Consider the following 16,789-nt stretch of genomic DNA (forward strand, 5'->3'; position numbering starts at 1 on the left):
CGCCGGGCAGCTGCCTTTGCTCGACATGCTGGGAGGCACATTGTTCATGCCCGGCAGGATGCCGAGAATACGACACCGATGACCCGGTTCCCTCGCTCTATCATCAGCAGCTTGCCTATCCCTTTGTCGGCGATCAACTCTTTGTCGGCAACACCGAACAGACCGCCCCGCCGGCAAGGCTGCCAGAGGCTCGCCGACGTCTGCCGGCAAGTCCGAGTGATCTTTTTGCTGGGCAGGCCCGGTCCCGGCCGTCTCAGACGGCGTAGCCGCCATAACCGTGTGCGACCGGCTTGACCGAGACGGCCGGCTGGACCGCGGGCCAGAGGATGCCTGCCGTGACCGCAAAGGTGATCAGGGCATCGCGTGCGGCCTCGGTCGAGATTTCGCCGGCGCGTGCCGCCTCGCAGGCCCTGACCGCCGCGCCATAGCTCAGGCGCCGGCGTGACGGCGGAAATTCGGTCAGGAAATCATGCATGTCGAACAGCGAGGCGAGCATGCGTTTGTGGCCGGCGCCAACGCTAACGGCAACCGGGGTGAAGAACATCGCGTCGTGCATTCTGGCCTCTCTGGATGGGCGGAAGGCGGCGGTCGCCGCTCTCCGATCGCGGGGTGGACGCCAGAAAACGCGGCCGGCGGCCCGAGGTTCCCTGAGAGATGCCATGACAGGACGATTTGCTTCTTGAGGTCGCTCCCCGGCCGGCATCCGCGGTTGCGGCGGCTTCTATTTCCACATGCCGCGCATGCGGGCGCCGAGGTCGACGCGGACTTCAGGTCTGTGGCGCGGATCGTCCTTTGCGTGGACGCTCGCCCACGACGTCTGCTCGAAGGCGCCGAGGATCGAGGCCGGGATGAAACGGGTTCGCGAGGCATAGACGTGGCGGTCGCCGCGCGCTGCCTGGCCGTGAGTGAAGAAGCGCTGCGGCGTCACCAGATGCAGGCCGTCCTTGGCCCGCGTCATCGCGACGTAAAGCAGCCGGCGCTCCTCCTCGATGTCTTCCTTGGTGCCGACGCCGAGATCGGCCGGGATGCAGCCATCGACGGTGTTGAGCACGAAGACGTTCTTCCATTCCTGGCCCTTGGCCGAATGAATGGTCGACAGGATCAGATAGTCCTCGTCGCGGTGCGGCGGCCCGGCCTGGTCGCTGGTCGCATCCGGTGGATCCAGCGTCAGCTCGGTCAGGAAGCGCTCGCGCGAAGCATAGCCGGAACCGATCTGCTCGAGCTGCATGAGGTCGGCCCGCCGCGTCGTCGCATCCTCGTGGATGCGCTCAAGATGCGGCTCGTACCACAGCCTGACCTGTTCGAGATCGGCCGGCCATTTCCCCGACCGGGCGCGCAGGCCGGAATAAAGCGCAACGAAGGCCGGCCAGTCCTCAGCCGCGCGTTGCGGCGGCCGGTAGCGGGCCAGCCCCATTTCCTCGTCGAGCGATGTCGCCATGGTCTCGACGATGGTGCTCGCCGCCGAAGGGCCGATGCCGGGCAGGAGCTGCAGCACGCGGAAGCCGGCGACGCGGTCGCGCGGGTTCTCGGCAAAACGCAGCACCGAAAGCACATCCTTGACATGGGCGGCGTCGAGGAATTTCAGCCCGCCGAACTTGACGAAGGGGATGTTGCGGCGCGTCAATTCGATCTCCAGCGGGCCGCTGTGGTGCGAGGCGCGAAACAGCACCGCCTGCGATTTCAGCACCGTGCCGGCCTCGCGCTCGGCAAGGATGGCCTGGCAGACATAGTTCGCCTGCTCCGCCTCGTCGCGCACGCTGACCAGTTTCGGCCTTTGCGAGGATTTGCGCTCCGACCAGAGCTTCTTGGTGAAGCGCTCCGATGCCTCCGAGATGACCGCATTGGCTGCCGCCAAAATGGTCTCGGTCGAGCGGTAGTTGCGCTCCAGCATGATGACATCGGCGGCTCGCGCGAATTGTTGCGGGAAATCGAGGATGTTGCGCACGTCCGCGGCGCGAAACGAATAGATCGACTGCGCGTCGTCGCCCACCACCGTCAGTCCGGCGCCGTCCGGCTTCAGCGCCGAAAGGATCGAGGCCTGCAGCCGGTTGGTGTCCTGGTATTCGTCGACCAGCAGATAGTCGAAACGCGAGCCGAGATGCGCCGCGATCTCCGGCTCGGCGGCCATCTGCGCCCAGTAGAGCAGGAGGTCGTCGTAATCGAGCACGTTCTGCGCCTGCTTGGCTTCGACATATCGGGCGAACAGCGCCTTCAGTTGTTCGGTCCAGCCGGCACACCAGGGAAAGGCCGAACCCAGCACCTCGCCGAGCGGCGCTTGCGCGTTTACTGCGCGCGAATAAATCGCCAGGCAGGTGCCCTTGGTCGGAAACCGGCTTTCGGTCTTCGAGAATCCAAGCTCATGCCGGGCAAGATTCATCAGGTCGGCGGAATCCTCGCGGTCATGGATGGTAAAGGCGGGGTCGAGGCCGATCGTCAGCGCATAGTCACGCAGCAGCCTGGCGCCGATGCCGTGAAACGTGCCGGCCCAGGCCAGCGCATCGGCGATGACGGACGCGTCTCGGCCCAGCACCTCGCCGGCGATGCGTTCGACCCGCCTAGCCATTTCGGTGGCGGCGCGGCGCGAGAATGTCATAAGCAGAATGCGTCTGGGATCAGCCCCCTTGACGATCAGATGCGCAACCCTGTGGGCGAGCGTGTTGGTCTTGCCGGAGCCGGCGCCGGCGATCACCAGCAGCGGCCCGGCGATCTGGCCGTCGCCATGTTCGACGGCGAGCCGCTGCTCGGCGTTGAGCTTCGCCAGATAGGCGGGCTGCAAGGACGAATCATTGATGGCGATGGTCATCGCCTATCAAGCATCGTTTCCGCTTTGTTCGCAACGGGCGGAAGTCGCCCTTACCGCCGTGGCGCGACACCCGTTGCCGCCGACTGGCGCCGCAAGGCGGCGCGTTCGTCGCCAGGCACCGGCAACGGATCGAAATTGTCGGGCACGTCCTTGATGATCTCCTTGGCGATGCGATAGGTCGCGTAAGCGAAAAGGCCGGTAATGAGCAGACGGATCATGGCGCGATCTCCTTTGGGCAACCAACCTCAGAGCCGCCGTTTGGTTCCAGCCGACGCGGCGTCGTTTGCGAGCGTGCAACCAAAGCCGAACCACCTCGTTGCCTTACGAAGGAGAGGGCAGACCTAGGAGGTCGCCATGAAGAGGCTTCTGATTCTGCTAGCCGCCAGCTTGGCGCTCGCCGCCTGCGACGGCGACATCCAGCCAACCAAAGCCCCGGTGCTCGATCAAACTCCGCAGACGGATTCGGCGCCAAAGCCGGCGGCCAGCGGCGATCAGCCGGCGCAATGATCGTTTTCCGGCGGGAGACGAGAAATGGCTTTCAGGAGAAGAAGGCCGGCGCCGCTTGGGAGGTGAGCTGATAGCGCCGGCCAGGCGGATATCAGGTCCGCCGCAACAACCGAAGATAGCTGAGTCTCTCGCCTGCGTCATGAGGTGGCAGTTTTCGTGCCGGTTCTGCTCGTGCCGTCTGCGCAAAACCAGCTGAAACGGCCGCAAATCCCGCAAGGCCGCGGAAAGAATCCGACCTCAGGCCATCGCCTGCCGCAGCACCGGGCCGCCGGCAATCCCGGCGTCCAACTGGCACTGCGTCAGCGCCGCCTCGGCCATTATCCACTGCTTGAACAGTTCCACCTTGCGCGTGTAGGGCGCGGTGACCGGGCAGACGAAATACCAGCCGGCGGTGTTGGGGTGATGCACGGCAAACGGCGCCACCAGCCTATCTGCGCGGATCTCGCTCGCCATATAGGCGCGGTTGGCGACTGCAAAGCCCATGCCGGCATTGGCCGCCTCATAGGACATCATGCAGGAATCGAAATAGATGCTCTTGGTCTCGCCGAGCACGGAACTCGCGCCGGCAAAACCCAGCCACGACTGCCAGTTCTGCGTGCAGGTGTCGGAATGCAGCAGCGTGAAATGCCTGAGGTCGTCGGGCGTCACCTTTGACGGCGGCCTGTCGCCGAGAACCTCGTGGAACAGCTTCCTGCTGCACACCGGCGTCAAATCCTCCTTGAACAGCAGGTCTGCCTTGAGGTCGGGAAAGCTGCCGTCGCCATAGCGGATCTCGAGGTCGAACTCGGAGGTGGCGAACTCATTGGTGGCGTAGGAGGTCGAGACCCGCATTTCGATTTCGGGATATTGCCGCTGGAACAGCGGCAGGCGGGCAAACAGCCAGCGCGCCGCGAACGTCGGCAGCACCGAAATCTTCAGCACATGTGCCTGCGACTGTCCGGTCGCCTCCATGCTGGCCGCCACGATGCGCTCCAGCGCCTCGCGAACGCGCGACACATAGGTCTCGCCCTCGGGCGTCAGCGACACCGCATTGCCGCCGCGCTGGAAGATCTTGAAGCGCAGCTGTTCCTCGAGGCTTTTGACGCGCTGGCTGACGGCGGAAGCAGTAATAAACTGCTCTTCGCCGGCGCGCGTGAAGTTACGGTGCCGGGCGGCACTTTCGACAATCTTCAGCGAATTGAGGTTGACCTGACTGAGCAGACGCACGCGTTTCGACCTTAAGCTGGGCTTACACTAGCACCAGCATTCCTAATTTTACAGGGGTGGGGAAATTAATTGACAGTTTACCAAGTGATGCCCCCATCCTGGAGAAGTAGAATGAACGCCCATACCATACCTGAACTGCGCTACGCGATGAGCCGAGAAGCCATTATCGGTCATGAGACGGCCTGGAAAGTGTCGGGTTTCGGCGTTGCGCAGTATCTGCATGGCTACGACCCGGCGCTGCTGGCGGCGATCGAAGAGGCGGCGTTGAAGCTCAAGGCCAGCCACGCCGTGCACAAGCACCTCGATCTGACCTTCATCACCGGCGCCGACCGTTTCATCCCGGAGATCAAGGAACTGCTGCATGACAAGCTGCGCCTGGAACGTCTGTCCGACATGATGGGCACCAAGCTCGAGCCCTATCCGCTGTCGATCGTCGGCTCGACCGTCACTTTCATGAATCCCAAGGACGGCGCCGTCGATTGGCATTGCGACGGTGTCCCGGTCACCGAACTCATTCCGCTGTCGATCAGCAATCCGCTGGTCGGCGGCCATCTCGAAATCTACTGCGACGATTCCGAGACCGGCCGCGCCATCCTTGAATCCGGCCGCGAGATTCCGCGCAACCAGGTCATGCGCATCGACCACAAGATGAACTACGCCACACTCGGTCAGTTTCTCGGTGTGCTGCACCGCACCGCGCCGATCCAGCTCGGCTCACGCGTCACGCTGGTCCTCAACCAGCGCTCTGTGGCCAAGCCCTACGTCGACGACAATCGCATGTTCTATCTCGCAGCCGACAATGATCACGATCGCGAATGGGTCAACGAACTGGCCGAAGACGTCTGGACGAACCAGCTGCCGGCCTATCGCCGCTTCGAGGAAGAGCGTCCGGTTGCGGCGGCGACCGATGCGCCGGTCCCGGGCGGATCAAGGGAATCATGGTAGCCAGAGCATAGAAGTGGACGCCTGTTTGGCCGTCGGTAACATCATGGTCGGCGATAAGGACAAGGCACCGTCTCGGCGATTCCGGGGTGGATCGGGCTCGCCGTCGGCCCTGGTCTTCGCCGCCGGCGCGGTCGCCCTGTGGTCGACCAACGCGCTGGTCGGCAAATCCCTGCTGGCCAGCCATCCGGTGTCGCTCGTGCAGTTGCTGCAGTTTTGTGGAGCGGCTCTGGTGTTCGCCGTCATCCATCTGGCGAGCCGGAAGGGGGACACGCAAGACGCAGCCTTTGCCAAGGGTGCTGACGGCACCCTGGCGCCGGTCGCGGTCGGCTTTATTGGCCTGGTCGGCACCATGGTGCTGCAATACATCGCCTTTGCCTCCATGCCGGTGATCGAGGCCAATCTCGTCGCCTACACCTGGCCGCTGATGGTCGCGGCGGCGGTCATCGTGCTGGGCAAGCGGCAACGCCCCGTGCTGCTGGGTTTGACTGCCGTGTTCGGCTTTGTCGGCGTGGCGCTGGTGATCTCGGGTGGTCGCGGCCAGCCTTTTCTCCAGGGCAGCATCGTCGGCTATCTCGCTGCCTTCGGCTCGGCGCTGTGCATGGCCTTCTATTCGATTGCGGTCGCCCGCCTGGCCACACCGTCGGAGCGTTTGCTTTTGCCTTCGGCATTGGTCGGCGTCGGCCTGACCTTGCTATGGTGTATTCACGACGGCGCAGCCTGGCCATCCAGCGAGCACCTCCTGCTTGGCCTCTATCTCGGCGCCGGCCCGATGGGGCTGGGATATTATTTCTGGTCGCGCGCCTTGAAGCTTGAAGGCGGCGGCAAGGTTGCGGTCATCGCCTATCTGACGCCGATCGCATCGACGCTGCTGCTGACGCTGTCGGGCGAAAGGCTGACGCTGACCGCGATAGCCGGTGCGGTCCTCGTCATCGGCAGCTGTATTGCGGTGGGCATAGAACGCTCGGAGGCTGAACATGCTTGACGACGATGAACGCCTCGCCAGACAGGAAGCATTCTGGCTGCTCAAGGAGTTCGGCGCCGAGGCGCCGCTCTACGCCGCCATGAAGGCCGAAAAGGCGATAGAGCAAAAAGATTTCGGCCGGTGCGCCCGCTGGAAGCGCATTCTGGAGATACTGGCCGACTCCAAACCTGCCGGGTCCGTGCAGTTGAAATCTGCTGGCGCGAAGTCGGCCGTTTCCAAGTATTAGATTTTCTAATTTGCAACGTTGCAACCTGTTGTGGAAACATCCTCCTGTTCCGATTCTTGATCGTTTATTGAGACTTAGCGACCCGTTGGGGGGTGCAGCTAGGTCGATACATCAAGAGAAGTCTTAAAAAAAGCCGGCAACTTCATGACCGGCGGGAGAAACAGAATTGCACACCATCGACAGCAAGACCGCTATTGAACTGACTGCTGACATCGTCTCGGCCTATGTCGGCAACAATCCTCTCCCTGCGTCCGGCCTGCCGGATCTGATCGCCAGCGTCAGCGCATCGGTGCGCAAGCTGGGCAGCATTGCCGCCGTGGAAAGCCCCGCGCTGAACCCCGCTGTCAATCCGAAGCGGTCGGTGTTTCCCGACCACATCGTCTGTCTGGAAGATGGCAAGAAATTCAAGTCGCTGAAACGCCACCTGATGACCGACCATGGTCTCAGCCCGGAGGAATATCGTGGCAAATGGGGCTTGCCGTCGGACTATCCGATGGTGGCGCCGAACTACTCCGCGACCCGTTCGGCACTGGCCAAGTCCTCGGGCCTCGGCCGCAAGCCGGCCGTTCCGGCCGCCGCGGCCAAGGTGACGAAGCGCAAACCCAAAGCCTGAACCAGGCAGCCTCTGAAAAGTCAGTCTGCTGTTTGCAATGGACGGCGCGCTTAAGGCGCGCCGTCTTCATGCCTTATGCCCCCGCCAGCGCCCAGGCCCTTGCGAAGCGCCGCCCTCCCGTGCAAAAGCCCCGGCATGCTTATCATCAACGATCTTTCGCTCCGCATGGCCGGACGCTTGCTTCTCGATCATGCCTCGCTGACCTTGCCGGCCGGCACCAAGGCCGGCCTCGTCGGCCGCAACGGCACCGGCAAGACGACGCTGTTCAAGGCCATCACCGGCGACTTTCCCTCCGAGACCGGCTCGATAAGCCTGCCCAAGAACACCCGCATCGGCCAGGTGGCGCAGGAAGCGCCCGGCACCGAGGAGCCGCTGATCGAAATCGTGCTCAAGGCCGACCTCGAGCGCACCGCATTGCTCGAGGAGGAAAAGACCGCCACCGACGCGCACCGCATTGCCGACATCCATATGCGGCTGGCGGATATCGATGCGCATTCGGCGGAATCCCGCGCGGCCACCATCCTCGCCGGCCTTGGCTTCGACGACGCCGCGCAGCGCCGCCCGGCCTCGTCCTTCTCCGGCGGCTGGCGCATGCGCGTCGCGCTTGCCGCCGTGCTGTTTGCCGAGCCCGACCTTCTGCTGCTTGACGAGCCGACCAACTATCTCGATCTCGAAGGCACGCTGTGGCTGGAAAACTATGTTTCGAAATACCCGCACACGGTGCTTCTGATTTCGCACGATCGCGACCTGCTCAACCGCGCCGTCAATTCCATCGTTCATCTCGACCAGAAGAAGCTGACCTTCTGGCGCGGCGGCTACGACCAGTTCGAGCGCCAGTACACCGAGCAGAAGGAGTTGCAGGAGAAGGGCCGTGTCAAGCAGGAAGCCGCGCGCAAACACATGGAGTCCTTCGTCGAACGCTTCCGCGCCAAGGCTTCGAAGGCGAGACAGGCGCAGTCGCGCATCAAGGCGCTGGAGAAGATGAAGCCGATCGCGGCGATCGTGAACGACACGGTGAGGCCGTTCTCTTTCCCGGAGCCGGTGAAAACGGTGGCGTCGCCGATCATTGCCTTGAACAACGTCAATGTCGGCTACACCGAGGGCCAGCCGATCCTGAAGAAGATGACGCTGCGCATCGATGCCGACGACCGCATCGCGCTGCTCGGCGCCAACGGCAACGGCAAGTCGACCTTCGCCAAGCTTCTGTCGGGCCGGTTGAAGCAGGAGAGCGGCACCATGACGGTGGCGCCGGGCCTGAAAGTGGCTATCTTCGCGCAGCATCAGCTCGACGATCTCAGGCCTGATGAAAACGCCTATGAGCATGTCCGCCGGCTGATGCCGGAGGCGCCGGAATCCAAGGTACGTGGCCGCGTCGCCCAGTTCGGTCTCACCACCGAGAAGATGAACACCGCCGCCAAGGACCTGTCCGGCGGCGAGAAGGCGCGCCTGCTGATGGGCCTGTCGGCCTTCGAAGGCCCGAACCTGTTCATCCTCGACGAGCCGACCAACCATCTCGACATCGACAGTCGCGAATCGCTGATCCATGCATTGAACGAGTTTCCCGGCGCCGTCATCCTGATCTCGCATGACCGCCATCTGCTGGAAGCGACCGCCGACCGGCTGTGGCTGGTCAAGGACGGGGCGGTCAACCCGTATGACGGCGACCTTGAGGACTACAAGACGCTGGTCACCGGCGTGTCCGGCGACCGACGCGGCAAGCGCGAGGCCGAGAAGGCATCAAAGGCCGATCGCCGCCGCGATGCAGCCGCGCGCCGCGCCGCCTTTGAGCCGCTGGCCAAGGAAATACGCGCCACCGAAGCGCTGATGGACCGCATCCGCAAGCGCATCGACCTGATCGAGGACGAACTCGCCAACCCGGCGGTGTATGAAAAGGATCCGTCGACGGCCACACGGCTCGCCAAGGAGCGCTCGCAGCTGGCGCAGCAGCTGGCCGGCCACGAGGAAAAGTGGCTGACCATGTCGGCCGAGTATGAGGAAGGCACGGCAGAGTAAAGCGGCGCCGTCTCCGCGCTAGCGGATGCTGTCACGTTTGATTGTGTGTTCTGAAAGAAAGCGCCGAGCAGCGGCACACATTTTTTGGGGCTGGTTATAGATCGCCCGCGAGACGATGAGTCGGACGTCCCAGCCGTCAACGATCGTGTTTATGCCGCACCTTGGCGTCGAGGAGCATGGATGCACCTGATCGGCAATTCCGTCTTCCACGATACTGCTGTCGTAATCATCATCGCGGATACAGTATTCATCGGATTTAACTCTGGGATAGAGGCTACTGTTGCTTAAAGTGATATTCAAGAAATTGTCCTTAAGCCGTGCGGGATCGGACAACACAGCCGGCGTCAATTGATCCGTCTTGAGGTCGATAACTGTCTCAAAATCTATGAAAAAGGTTCTTCGCGCGGGCCATTCATACCAGCGGCTTTCTCTGCGTCCTCCCGGGGCGATCGCACCGTTGGTGCCTATCTCTATGGTCACGAACGCTCGTGGCAAGACGACGCGCCACTCAAGGGGCTTTGCCTCAGGCGGAAGACGTTTGCCCCCTTTGAACGGGGTTCGTAGTACGACCCCATAAGGCTCCATGCTTTTGGAAATCATACGAGATGCGCCGAACATTGAAGTGGTGAGGCTTGCGAGAGCCCCGCCCAACAGGAGCAAGGCGCCTGACAATACGACAACCGCAAGAACCAGCCCGACCGCGAGCTTTCGATATTTCATGGATACGGTCCTTCAAAGCCATCTCCATGAATACCCTAGGAAACCAATATCCGCAGTTGAATTTGAGATATGAGCCTAACAGCATGCTAAGCGAGGTGCAGCCCAGCGCCGCGCCGCCTTCGAGCCGCTGGCCGGCCATGAGGAAAGTGGCTAACCATGTCGGTCGAGGATGAGGAAGGCACGGCGCAGTAGGGAGCGGTCCTCCCTTCTCCCCTTGTGGGAGAAGGTGTCGCCGAAGGCGACGGATGAGGGGTGTTCCAGGGAACGCCAACGTCTCACTCCGCTGGAACACCCCTCAACCGTCTCGGCGCTGTGCGCCGATCCACCTTCTCCCACAAGGGGAGAAGGAAGAGATGCCATCTGGCACTACACGTCGCCGTCATAAACGGTTAGTTTGACCCCATGAACCAGCACGCCAAGCTCAGAATCGGCCACTCCACCTGTCCGCATGATTGCCCTTCGACCTGCGCGCTCGAGGTCGAACTGCTCGATGGCAACCGCATCGGCCGTGTCCATGGCGCCAAGTCCAATACGTATACGGCTGGTGTGGTCTGCGCCAAGGTCGCGCGCTATGCCGACCGTGTCCACCATCCCGACCGGCTGCTGAAGCCGCTTGTTCGCGCCGGGGCCAAGGGCGCCGGCGTCTGGAAGGAATCCAGCTGGGAAGCGGCACTCGACCTCGTCGCCGAGAAATTCATCGCGGCCGAGAAAAAATACGGCTCCGAGACCGTCTGGCCTTATTTCTATGCCGGCACGATGGGGCTAGTGCAGCGCGACGGCATCGACCGGCTGCGCCATGCGAAAAAATACTCCGGCTTCTTCGGCTCGATCTGCACCAATCTGGCCTGGACCGGCTGGATGATGGGAGCGGGCGCCTTGCGCGGTCCCGATCCGCGCGAGATGGCGAAGTCCGACTGCGTGGTGATCTGGGGCACCAATGCCGTGGTCACGCAGGTCAATGTCATGACCCACGCCATCAAGGCGCGGAAGGAGCGTGGCGCCAGGGTCGTCGTTATCGACGTCTACGAGAACGCGACGATGAAGCAGGCCGATATGGGCCTTGTGCTGAAGCCCGGCACCGATGGCGCGCTGGCTTGCGCGGTCATGCATGTGCTGTTCAGGGAAGGCATGGCCGACCGCGCCTATCTCGAAAGATACACCGACGATCCGAAGGGGCTGGAAGCGCATCTGGAGACGCGCACGCCGGAATGGGCGTCCGCCATCACCGGTCTTGCCGTCACCGAGATCGAGGCTTTCGCACGCCTCGTCGGCACGACGAGGAAAACCTATTTCCGCCTCGGCTATGGCTTTGCCCGCCAGCGCAACGGCGCGGTCAACATGCACGCGGCATCCTGCATCGCCGCCGTCACCGGCGCCTGGCAATATGAGGGTGGCGGCGCCTTCCATTCCAATTCCGGCATCTTCAAGCTCAACCAGGATGTGCTGGAAGGCACCGCGATGCGCGATCCCAATATTCGCCATCTCGACCAGTCGCGCATCGGTCCGGTGCTGACCGGCGCAGCGGACGCGCTTTACGGTGGCCCGCCGGTGACGGCGATGCTGATCCAGAACACCAACCCGGTGAATGTCGCACCCGAGCAGCGGCTGGTGAAACATGGTTTTCTCCGTGATGACCTGTTCACCTGCGTGCACGAACAGTTCATGACCGACACGGCAAAGCTTGCCGATGTCGTGCTACCGGCAACGATGTTCCTCGAGCATGATGACGTCTACAAGGGCGGCGGCAACCAGCACATCACGCTCGGTCCCAAGCTGATCGAACCGCCGGAAGGGCCGCGCACCAACCACTTCGTCATCGAGCAATTGGCGCAGCGTCTCGGCGTCTCCGACCGGCCGGGCTTTGGCCTGACCGAGCAGCAGCATATCGACATCATCCTCGGCAAGCGCGGGCTGGGCTCCTTCGCCAGCCTCAAGGAAGACAAATGGGTCGACCTGCAGCCGGATTTCGAGGCGGCGCATTTCATCGATGGTTTCGGCCATGCCGACAAGAAATTTCACTTCCGCGCCAACTGGAGCGGGCAGGCGGCGCCCAACCGGCCGCCGAAAAGCATGGGCCTGTTCGGGCCGGTGGCGGAACTCCCCGAATTCCCCGACCATGTCGACCTGATCGAGGTCGCGAATGCCGAGCATCCGTTCCGGCTGACGACATCACCGGCGCGCAATTTTCTCAATTCGACATTCGCCGAGACACCGGTGTCGAGAGCCAAGGAAGGCCGGCCGGAACTCCTGTTGCATCCGGACGACGCTGCCGCGCTTGGCTTGGACGACGGCGACCGTATCGAGGTCGGCAACCGGCGCGGCGAGGTGGTGCTGCACGCAAAGCTGTTCGATGGCATCAAGCGCGGCGTGGTGATCGCCGAGGGCATCTGGCCAAACAGCGCCCATGAGCGTGGCGAAGGCATCAATGTGCTCACCGGCGCCGACGCACCAGCGCCCTATGGCGGTGCGGCCTTCCACGACAACAAGGTCTGGCTGCGGCCGGCGGGCTGAAGCAATTCCAGGAAAAGTGTGAGCGGTTTCCGTCCGGAATTGCATAGAAGTGACTGGCTATCCCGGCAGAGGCACCGTCAGCCCCACCTTGACACGGTCCATGGCAACGAAGGTGCGGAATTTTCGGACATTCTTGCTGTCGAAGAACAGTCTGCGCGTCAGCGCTTCATAGGCGCCCATGTCGGCCGCGGTGATGACTAGGATGAAGTCGGCCTCGCCGGTGACGTAGTAGCATTGCTGCACTTCGGGCTCTGCCGAGAATTGCCGCTTGGCCGCGTCGATCAGGTCCGAGCGTTCGCTCTCCAGTTCCACTTCGACGAAGATGGTGATGGGATGGCCGACCGCCGCCGGGTCGACCACGGCGACATTGCCCGCAATGACGCCGGACTGTTCCATGCGCTTGATGCGCCGCTGCACCGCCGGCGCCGACAGGTTGACGGCTTCGCCGATCAGCCGCTGCGGCGTCGTGTTGTCCCGCTGCAGGATGGCAAGGATGGCGAGGTCGAAACTGTCGAGCGAAGGCGATCGAGGCAAAGCGCTATCCTGGCGAAACAAACTTGCATTTCGAAGCGCCAATAACAGCGCTATTTGCGCCTCGGCTGCAATATGATTTCGTCACACCCAAAGGAGGCCACCCGTGTTCCTGCTCAACAGCAATGCCTTGCACCGCCGGCCGCTCGATCCGGTCGATGCCGAAACGCTGGGGAATGCCGGTGCCGATACGGTCGAGCGCTTTCTTGCCCATCGCGACAATCACCTCGCAACTCCGTTGCATGCATTGCCGACGCTGGCCGGCGAACTCGGCCTCGGCGCCGTCCACATCAAGGATGAAGGCTTTCGCCTCGGTCTCGGCAGTTTCAAGGCGCTCGGCGGCGCCTATGCCGTTTTTCGACTGGTGCTGGAGGAGGCGAGCCGATCGCTTCATCGGCCCGTTGACGTGGCCGATCTCAACCGGTTCGACGTCCGGGCGGTCGCTGCCGGCATGACGGTTGCCTGCGCCACCGACGGCAATCATGGCCGCTCGGTCGCGCAAGGTGCACAGTTGGTTGGCGCGAAAGCGGCAATCTTCGTTCACGCCGGCGTCAGCGAGGCGCGCATTGCAGCAATAGCCCGCTATGGCGCCGAGATGATCCGCGTCGACGGCAATTATGACGACTCGGTCAGGCAGGCCGCCGAGGTTTCAGCGGAGCAAGGCTGGACCGTGGTGTCCGACACCTCCTGGCCGGGCTACGAGCGCATCCCCGGTCTGGTCATGCAGGGCTATACGGCGATCGTGCGCGAAGCGTTGGGCCAGTTGCCGCAGCCGCCGACCCATGTCTTCGTGCAGGCCGGTGTCGGCGGTATTGCCGCCGCCCTGGCCGGCCATCTCGCCATCGTGCTCGGTGACGCCAGGCCGACCTTCATCGTCGTCGAGCCGGCCCGCGCCGCCTGCGTTGTCGCAGCCGCCCGGGCGGGCCACGTGGTCAAGGTCGCACACGATCAGCCGACGGTGATGGCGATGCTCGAATGCTACGAGGCCTCGCAAGTTGCCTGGCGCGTTCTGGCGCGGGTTGCCGATGCCTTCATGACAGTGGATGAGGAGGAGGCGGTCGCGGTGATGCGGCGGCTGGCACGGCCGGCTGGCAATGATCCAGTGATCGTCGCCGGCGAAAGCGGCGGCGTCGGTCTGGCCGGGCTGATCCGGGCGGTGGCCGACCACAAGGCCGCGCTCGGGCTCGACGACAAATCCCGCGTGCTGCTGATCAACACCGAAGGCGCCACAGACCCGCATCGCTATACCGAGCTGGTCGGGCAGAGCCCCGCCGATGTGCTGGCCGGCAAGCTGAAGGCCGAGGCATAGCCATGATCGGGATCGATGCACAGCGTCTGCTTGGCCGCATCCGGGAACTCGGCGCCGTTGGCCGCGACAGTGAGGATAGGCTGATCCGGCTCGCCGCCTCCGACACAGACAGACAGGGCCGTGACCTCTTTGTCGGCTGGCTCAGGCAGGCCGGGCTGGAAGTCGCCATCGACCGGGTCGGTAATATCTTCGGCATCTGGCAAAGCCCCGACAATGCCGGGCAGGCGCCGCTGCTCATCGGTTCGCATATCGACACCGTTATCGATGCCGGCATCTATGATGGCTGCTACGGCGTGCTGGCCGGGCTGGAGGTGATCGAGACGCTGCAGGCTTCGGGCTTTTCGCCGTCGCGCCCGGTCGCGGTCGCCGCTTTCACCAATGAGGAAGGCGTGCGCTACACGCCTGACATGATGGGCTCGCTATGCCATGCCGGTGGCGTCAGCGCCGAGGCCGTGCTGGCCGCCATCGGCACGGATGGCAGCGTGCTCGGCCAGGAGCTCGCCCGCATCGGCTATGCCGGCGACCGCGAACCCGGCTTCCTCAAGCCGCATGCCTATCTCGAACTTCATATCGAGCAAGGGCCGGTGCTGGAGCGTGAAGGCGTGCCGATCGGCGCGGTCGAGAATTTGCAAGGCATTTCCTGGCAGCGCATCACCATCGACGGCGCCGCCAACCATGCCGGCACCACGCCGATGTCGATGCGCAGCGACGCCGGCCACGCCGCCGCCCGCATCATCACCTTCCTGCACGATCGGGCCAGGGCTTCAAATGGGCCAACCGTGGCCACGGTCGGCACGATGCGCTTCGAACCCAACGCCATCAACGTCATTCCCGCGCGCGCCGTCTTCACCATCGACCTGCGCGATCCCGACGAACAGCGCCTGCAGGCGCATGAGGCGGCCCTTGCTGCCTATCTCGAGGAGCTTGAGGTTTCGGAGAACGTATCGATCTCGGTCGAGCGGCTCGCCCGCTTCGAACCGGTGCTGTTCGACATCGGCATCGTCGAACTGATCGAGGCGGCCGCGAAGAACCGCGGTCTCGGCGTCAGGCGCATGACATCGGGCGCCGGCCATGACGCGCAGATGATGGCCCGCCTCGCGCCGGCGGCAATGATCTTCGTGCCGAGCGCCGGTGGCATCAGCCACAATTCGCGCGAACACACTGAAGATGCCGAGCTTGTCGCCGGCGCCAACATCCTGCTTGATGTCGCCAGTGAGCTTGCAAAAGAGGTCGGGGAGAAAAATGGCTGAACTCGATCGTGATGCGCTGAAGCGGGAGATGACGGGCTGGCGGCGCGATTTGCACGCGCACCCCGAGTTCGGTTTCGAGGAAAAGCGCACCGCTGGCTTTGTCGCCGCGAAGCTGCGCGAATTCGGGCTGGACGACGTTGCAGAGGGGGTCGGCGGCACCGGCATCGTCGGCACGTTGAAGCGCGGCAGCGGCAACCGGGCGATTGCGCTCAGGGCCGACATGGATGCGCTGCGGATCACCGAGCAGTCCGCGACAGCCTATGGCTCGCAGAACCCCGGCATCATGCATGCCTGCGGCCATGACGGCCACACCACCATGCTGCTCGGCGCGGCAAAGCTGCTCGCCGCCGAGGGCGGTTTCGACGGCACCGTGCGTTTCGTTTTCCAGCCGGCCGAGGAGTGGGGCAAGGGCGCGCTGGCAATGCTCGATGACGGGCTGCTGCAGCGCTTCCCCTTCGACGAGATCTTTGGCCTGCACAACATGCCGGGCCTGCCCATTGGACATTTCGAGACCCGTGCCGGCCCGTTCATGTCGGCGGAGGACAATTTCGAGATCGTGCTCAAGGGGATCGGCGGCCATGCGGCGCGGCCACATTCCGGGAACGAGACGCTGGTCGCCGCCTGCGCGCTGGTAACCAATCTGCAAACCATCGTCTCGCGAAGGCTGAGCCCGGCCGACATTTCGGTGGTTTCGGTGACCGAACTGATCACCGACGGCACCCGCAACGCATTGCCCGGCCTCGCCCGCATCCTTGGTGACGCCCGCAGTTTTCGTCCCGAGGTCAGCGCCGAGATCGAGCGCCAGATGCGGGTCATCGCGGCGGGCACCGCCGCCGCCTACAATGTCACCGCCGACGTGACCTACAGCAGGGAATTCGTGCCGCTGCAGAACGATGCCGACCTGGTGGACGCGGCCTTTGTCGCCGCAAGGCGCGTGCTGGCCGATGGCGCCGCCGGCATCGCGGCGGAGCCGATGACCGCCTCGGAGGATTTCGCCCGCTTTCTCGACCACGTACCGGGCTGTTTCGTCTTCCTCGGCAATGGCGAGGCCTCGGCCCCGCTGCACAATTCCAGCTACGACTTCAACGATGACGGGCTGTTGCACGGCACGAATTTCCACGCCGCGATCGTCAGGCAAAGGCTGGGCGGCGCGATCGGGAAGTGACGCCTGAT

The 16,789-nt window shown here is 63.5% G+C and carries 16 protein-coding genes; 10 read left to right on the forward strand and 6 right to left on the reverse strand.

Annotated features, from left to right (window positions below; genetic code table 11):
- Nucleotides 1–253 precede the first annotated feature (253 nt).
- The 3 genes from ACYG9Z_RS22900 to ACYG9Z_RS22910 all read right to left on the reverse strand — a co-directional run bounded on the left by ACYG9Z_RS22900 (nt 254) and on the right by ACYG9Z_RS22910 (nt 3,021).
- Nucleotides 254–556 (reverse strand): DUF982 domain-containing protein, encoded by a 303-nt coding sequence (locus ACYG9Z_RS22900; RefSeq protein WP_023684743.1) that lies wholly within the window; start codon nt 554–556, stop codon nt 254–256.
- Nucleotides 557–721: 165 nt separating this feature from the next.
- Nucleotides 722–2,803 carry an ATP-dependent helicase gene (locus ACYG9Z_RS22905; RefSeq protein WP_023752540.1) on the reverse strand — a complete coding sequence of 694 codons (2,082 nt, stop codon included), beginning with the start codon at nt 2,801–2,803 and terminating at the stop codon, nt 722–724.
- Between the two features lie 50 nt (nt 2,804–2,853).
- Nucleotides 2,854–3,021, reverse strand: a complete 168-nt coding sequence (locus tag ACYG9Z_RS22910; protein WP_023684745.1) for a hypothetical protein — start codon at nt 3,019–3,021, stop codon at nt 2,854–2,856.
- A gap of 136 nt (nt 3,022–3,157) precedes the next feature.
- Here ACYG9Z_RS22910 and ACYG9Z_RS22915 point away from each other — a divergent pair, with 136 nt between their 5' ends.
- The gene (locus ACYG9Z_RS22915) at nt 3,158–3,310 is read left to right on the forward strand and encodes a hypothetical protein (RefSeq protein WP_023693936.1); all 153 of its coding nucleotides are present in this window, start codon (nt 3,158–3,160) and stop codon (nt 3,308–3,310) included.
- Nucleotides 3,311–3,547: 237 nt separating this feature from the next.
- Here the strand turns inward: ACYG9Z_RS22915 and ACYG9Z_RS22920 are convergent, their stop codons facing one another.
- Nucleotides 3,548–4,516 (reverse strand): LysR substrate-binding domain-containing protein, encoded by a 969-nt coding sequence (locus ACYG9Z_RS22920; protein ID WP_023733891.1) that lies wholly within the window; start codon nt 4,514–4,516, stop codon nt 3,548–3,550.
- Between the two features lie 111 nt (nt 4,517–4,627).
- Between ACYG9Z_RS22920 and ACYG9Z_RS22925 the strand changes: the two genes are divergently transcribed.
- The 5 genes from ACYG9Z_RS22925 to ACYG9Z_RS22945 all read left to right on the forward strand — a co-directional run bounded on the left by ACYG9Z_RS22925 (nt 4,628) and on the right by ACYG9Z_RS22945 (nt 9,295).
- Nucleotides 4,628–5,461, forward strand: a complete 834-nt coding sequence (locus ACYG9Z_RS22925) for a hypothetical protein (RefSeq protein ID WP_023684748.1) — start codon at nt 4,628–4,630, stop codon at nt 5,459–5,461.
- A 43-nt stretch (nt 5,462–5,504) separates the two neighbouring features.
- Complete coding sequence (locus ACYG9Z_RS22930) at nt 5,505–6,443, forward strand: DMT family transporter (RefSeq protein ID WP_023733892.1); 939 nt, start codon at nt 5,505–5,507, stop codon at nt 6,441–6,443.
- Nucleotides 6,436–6,669, forward strand: a complete 234-nt coding sequence (locus ACYG9Z_RS22935; protein WP_023733893.1) for a hypothetical protein — start codon at nt 6,436–6,438, stop codon at nt 6,667–6,669. The genes ACYG9Z_RS22930 and ACYG9Z_RS22935 overlap by 8 nt, the downstream gene beginning before the upstream one ends.
- Nucleotides 6,670–6,835: 166 nt before the next feature.
- The gene (locus ACYG9Z_RS22940) at nt 6,836–7,282 is read left to right on the forward strand and encodes a Ros/MucR family transcriptional regulator (RefSeq protein WP_023670270.1); all 447 of its coding nucleotides are present in this window, start codon (nt 6,836–6,838) and stop codon (nt 7,280–7,282) included.
- Between the two features lie 135 nt (nt 7,283–7,417).
- Nucleotides 7,418–9,295: an ABC-F family ATP-binding cassette domain-containing protein gene (locus tag ACYG9Z_RS22945; RefSeq protein WP_023705325.1), complete on the forward strand. Its 1,878-nt coding sequence runs from the start codon at nt 7,418–7,420 to the stop codon at nt 9,293–9,295.
- A gap of 18 nt (nt 9,296–9,313) precedes the next feature.
- On the opposite strand, the gene ACYG9Z_RS22950 is transcribed toward ACYG9Z_RS22945, so the two are convergent.
- Entirely contained in the window at nt 9,314–10,015 is a 702-nt protein-coding gene (locus ACYG9Z_RS22950; protein ID WP_023733894.1) for a hypothetical protein, read from the reverse strand.
- A 402-nt stretch (nt 10,016–10,417) separates the two neighbouring features.
- Between ACYG9Z_RS22950 and ACYG9Z_RS22955 the strand changes: the two genes are divergently transcribed.
- Nucleotides 10,418–12,526: a molybdopterin-containing oxidoreductase family protein gene (locus ACYG9Z_RS22955; protein ID WP_023752541.1), complete on the forward strand. Its 2,109-nt coding sequence runs from the start codon at nt 10,418–10,420 to the stop codon at nt 12,524–12,526.
- Between the two features lie 57 nt (nt 12,527–12,583).
- On the opposite strand, the gene ACYG9Z_RS22960 is transcribed toward ACYG9Z_RS22955, so the two are convergent.
- On the reverse strand, nt 12,584–13,060 hold the full coding sequence (locus ACYG9Z_RS22960; protein WP_023689068.1) for an Lrp/AsnC family transcriptional regulator: 477 nt from the start codon (nt 13,058–13,060) through the stop codon (nt 12,584–12,586).
- A 103-nt stretch (nt 13,061–13,163) separates the two neighbouring features.
- Here ACYG9Z_RS22960 and ACYG9Z_RS22965 point away from each other — a divergent pair, with 103 nt between their 5' ends.
- The 3 genes from ACYG9Z_RS22965 to ACYG9Z_RS22975 are packed head-to-tail and all read left to right on the forward strand — an operon-like array spanning nt 13,164 to nt 16,781.
- Complete coding sequence (locus ACYG9Z_RS22965; protein WP_023752542.1) at nt 13,164–14,366, forward strand: diaminopropionate ammonia-lyase; 1,203 nt, start codon at nt 13,164–13,166, stop codon at nt 14,364–14,366.
- 2 nt (nt 14,367–14,368) lie between these two features.
- Nucleotides 14,369–15,616 carry a Zn-dependent hydrolase gene (locus tag ACYG9Z_RS22970; RefSeq protein ID WP_031196559.1) on the forward strand — a complete coding sequence of 416 codons (1,248 nt, stop codon included), beginning with the start codon at nt 14,369–14,371 and terminating at the stop codon, nt 15,614–15,616.
- Complete coding sequence (locus ACYG9Z_RS22975; protein ID WP_023752543.1) at nt 15,609–16,781, forward strand: amidohydrolase; 1,173 nt, start codon at nt 15,609–15,611, stop codon at nt 16,779–16,781. The genes ACYG9Z_RS22970 and ACYG9Z_RS22975 overlap by 8 nt, the downstream gene beginning before the upstream one ends.
- Nucleotides 16,782–16,789 lie beyond the last annotated feature (8 nt).

It is taken from the genome of Mesorhizobium sp. RSR380A, assembly GCF_054719385.1.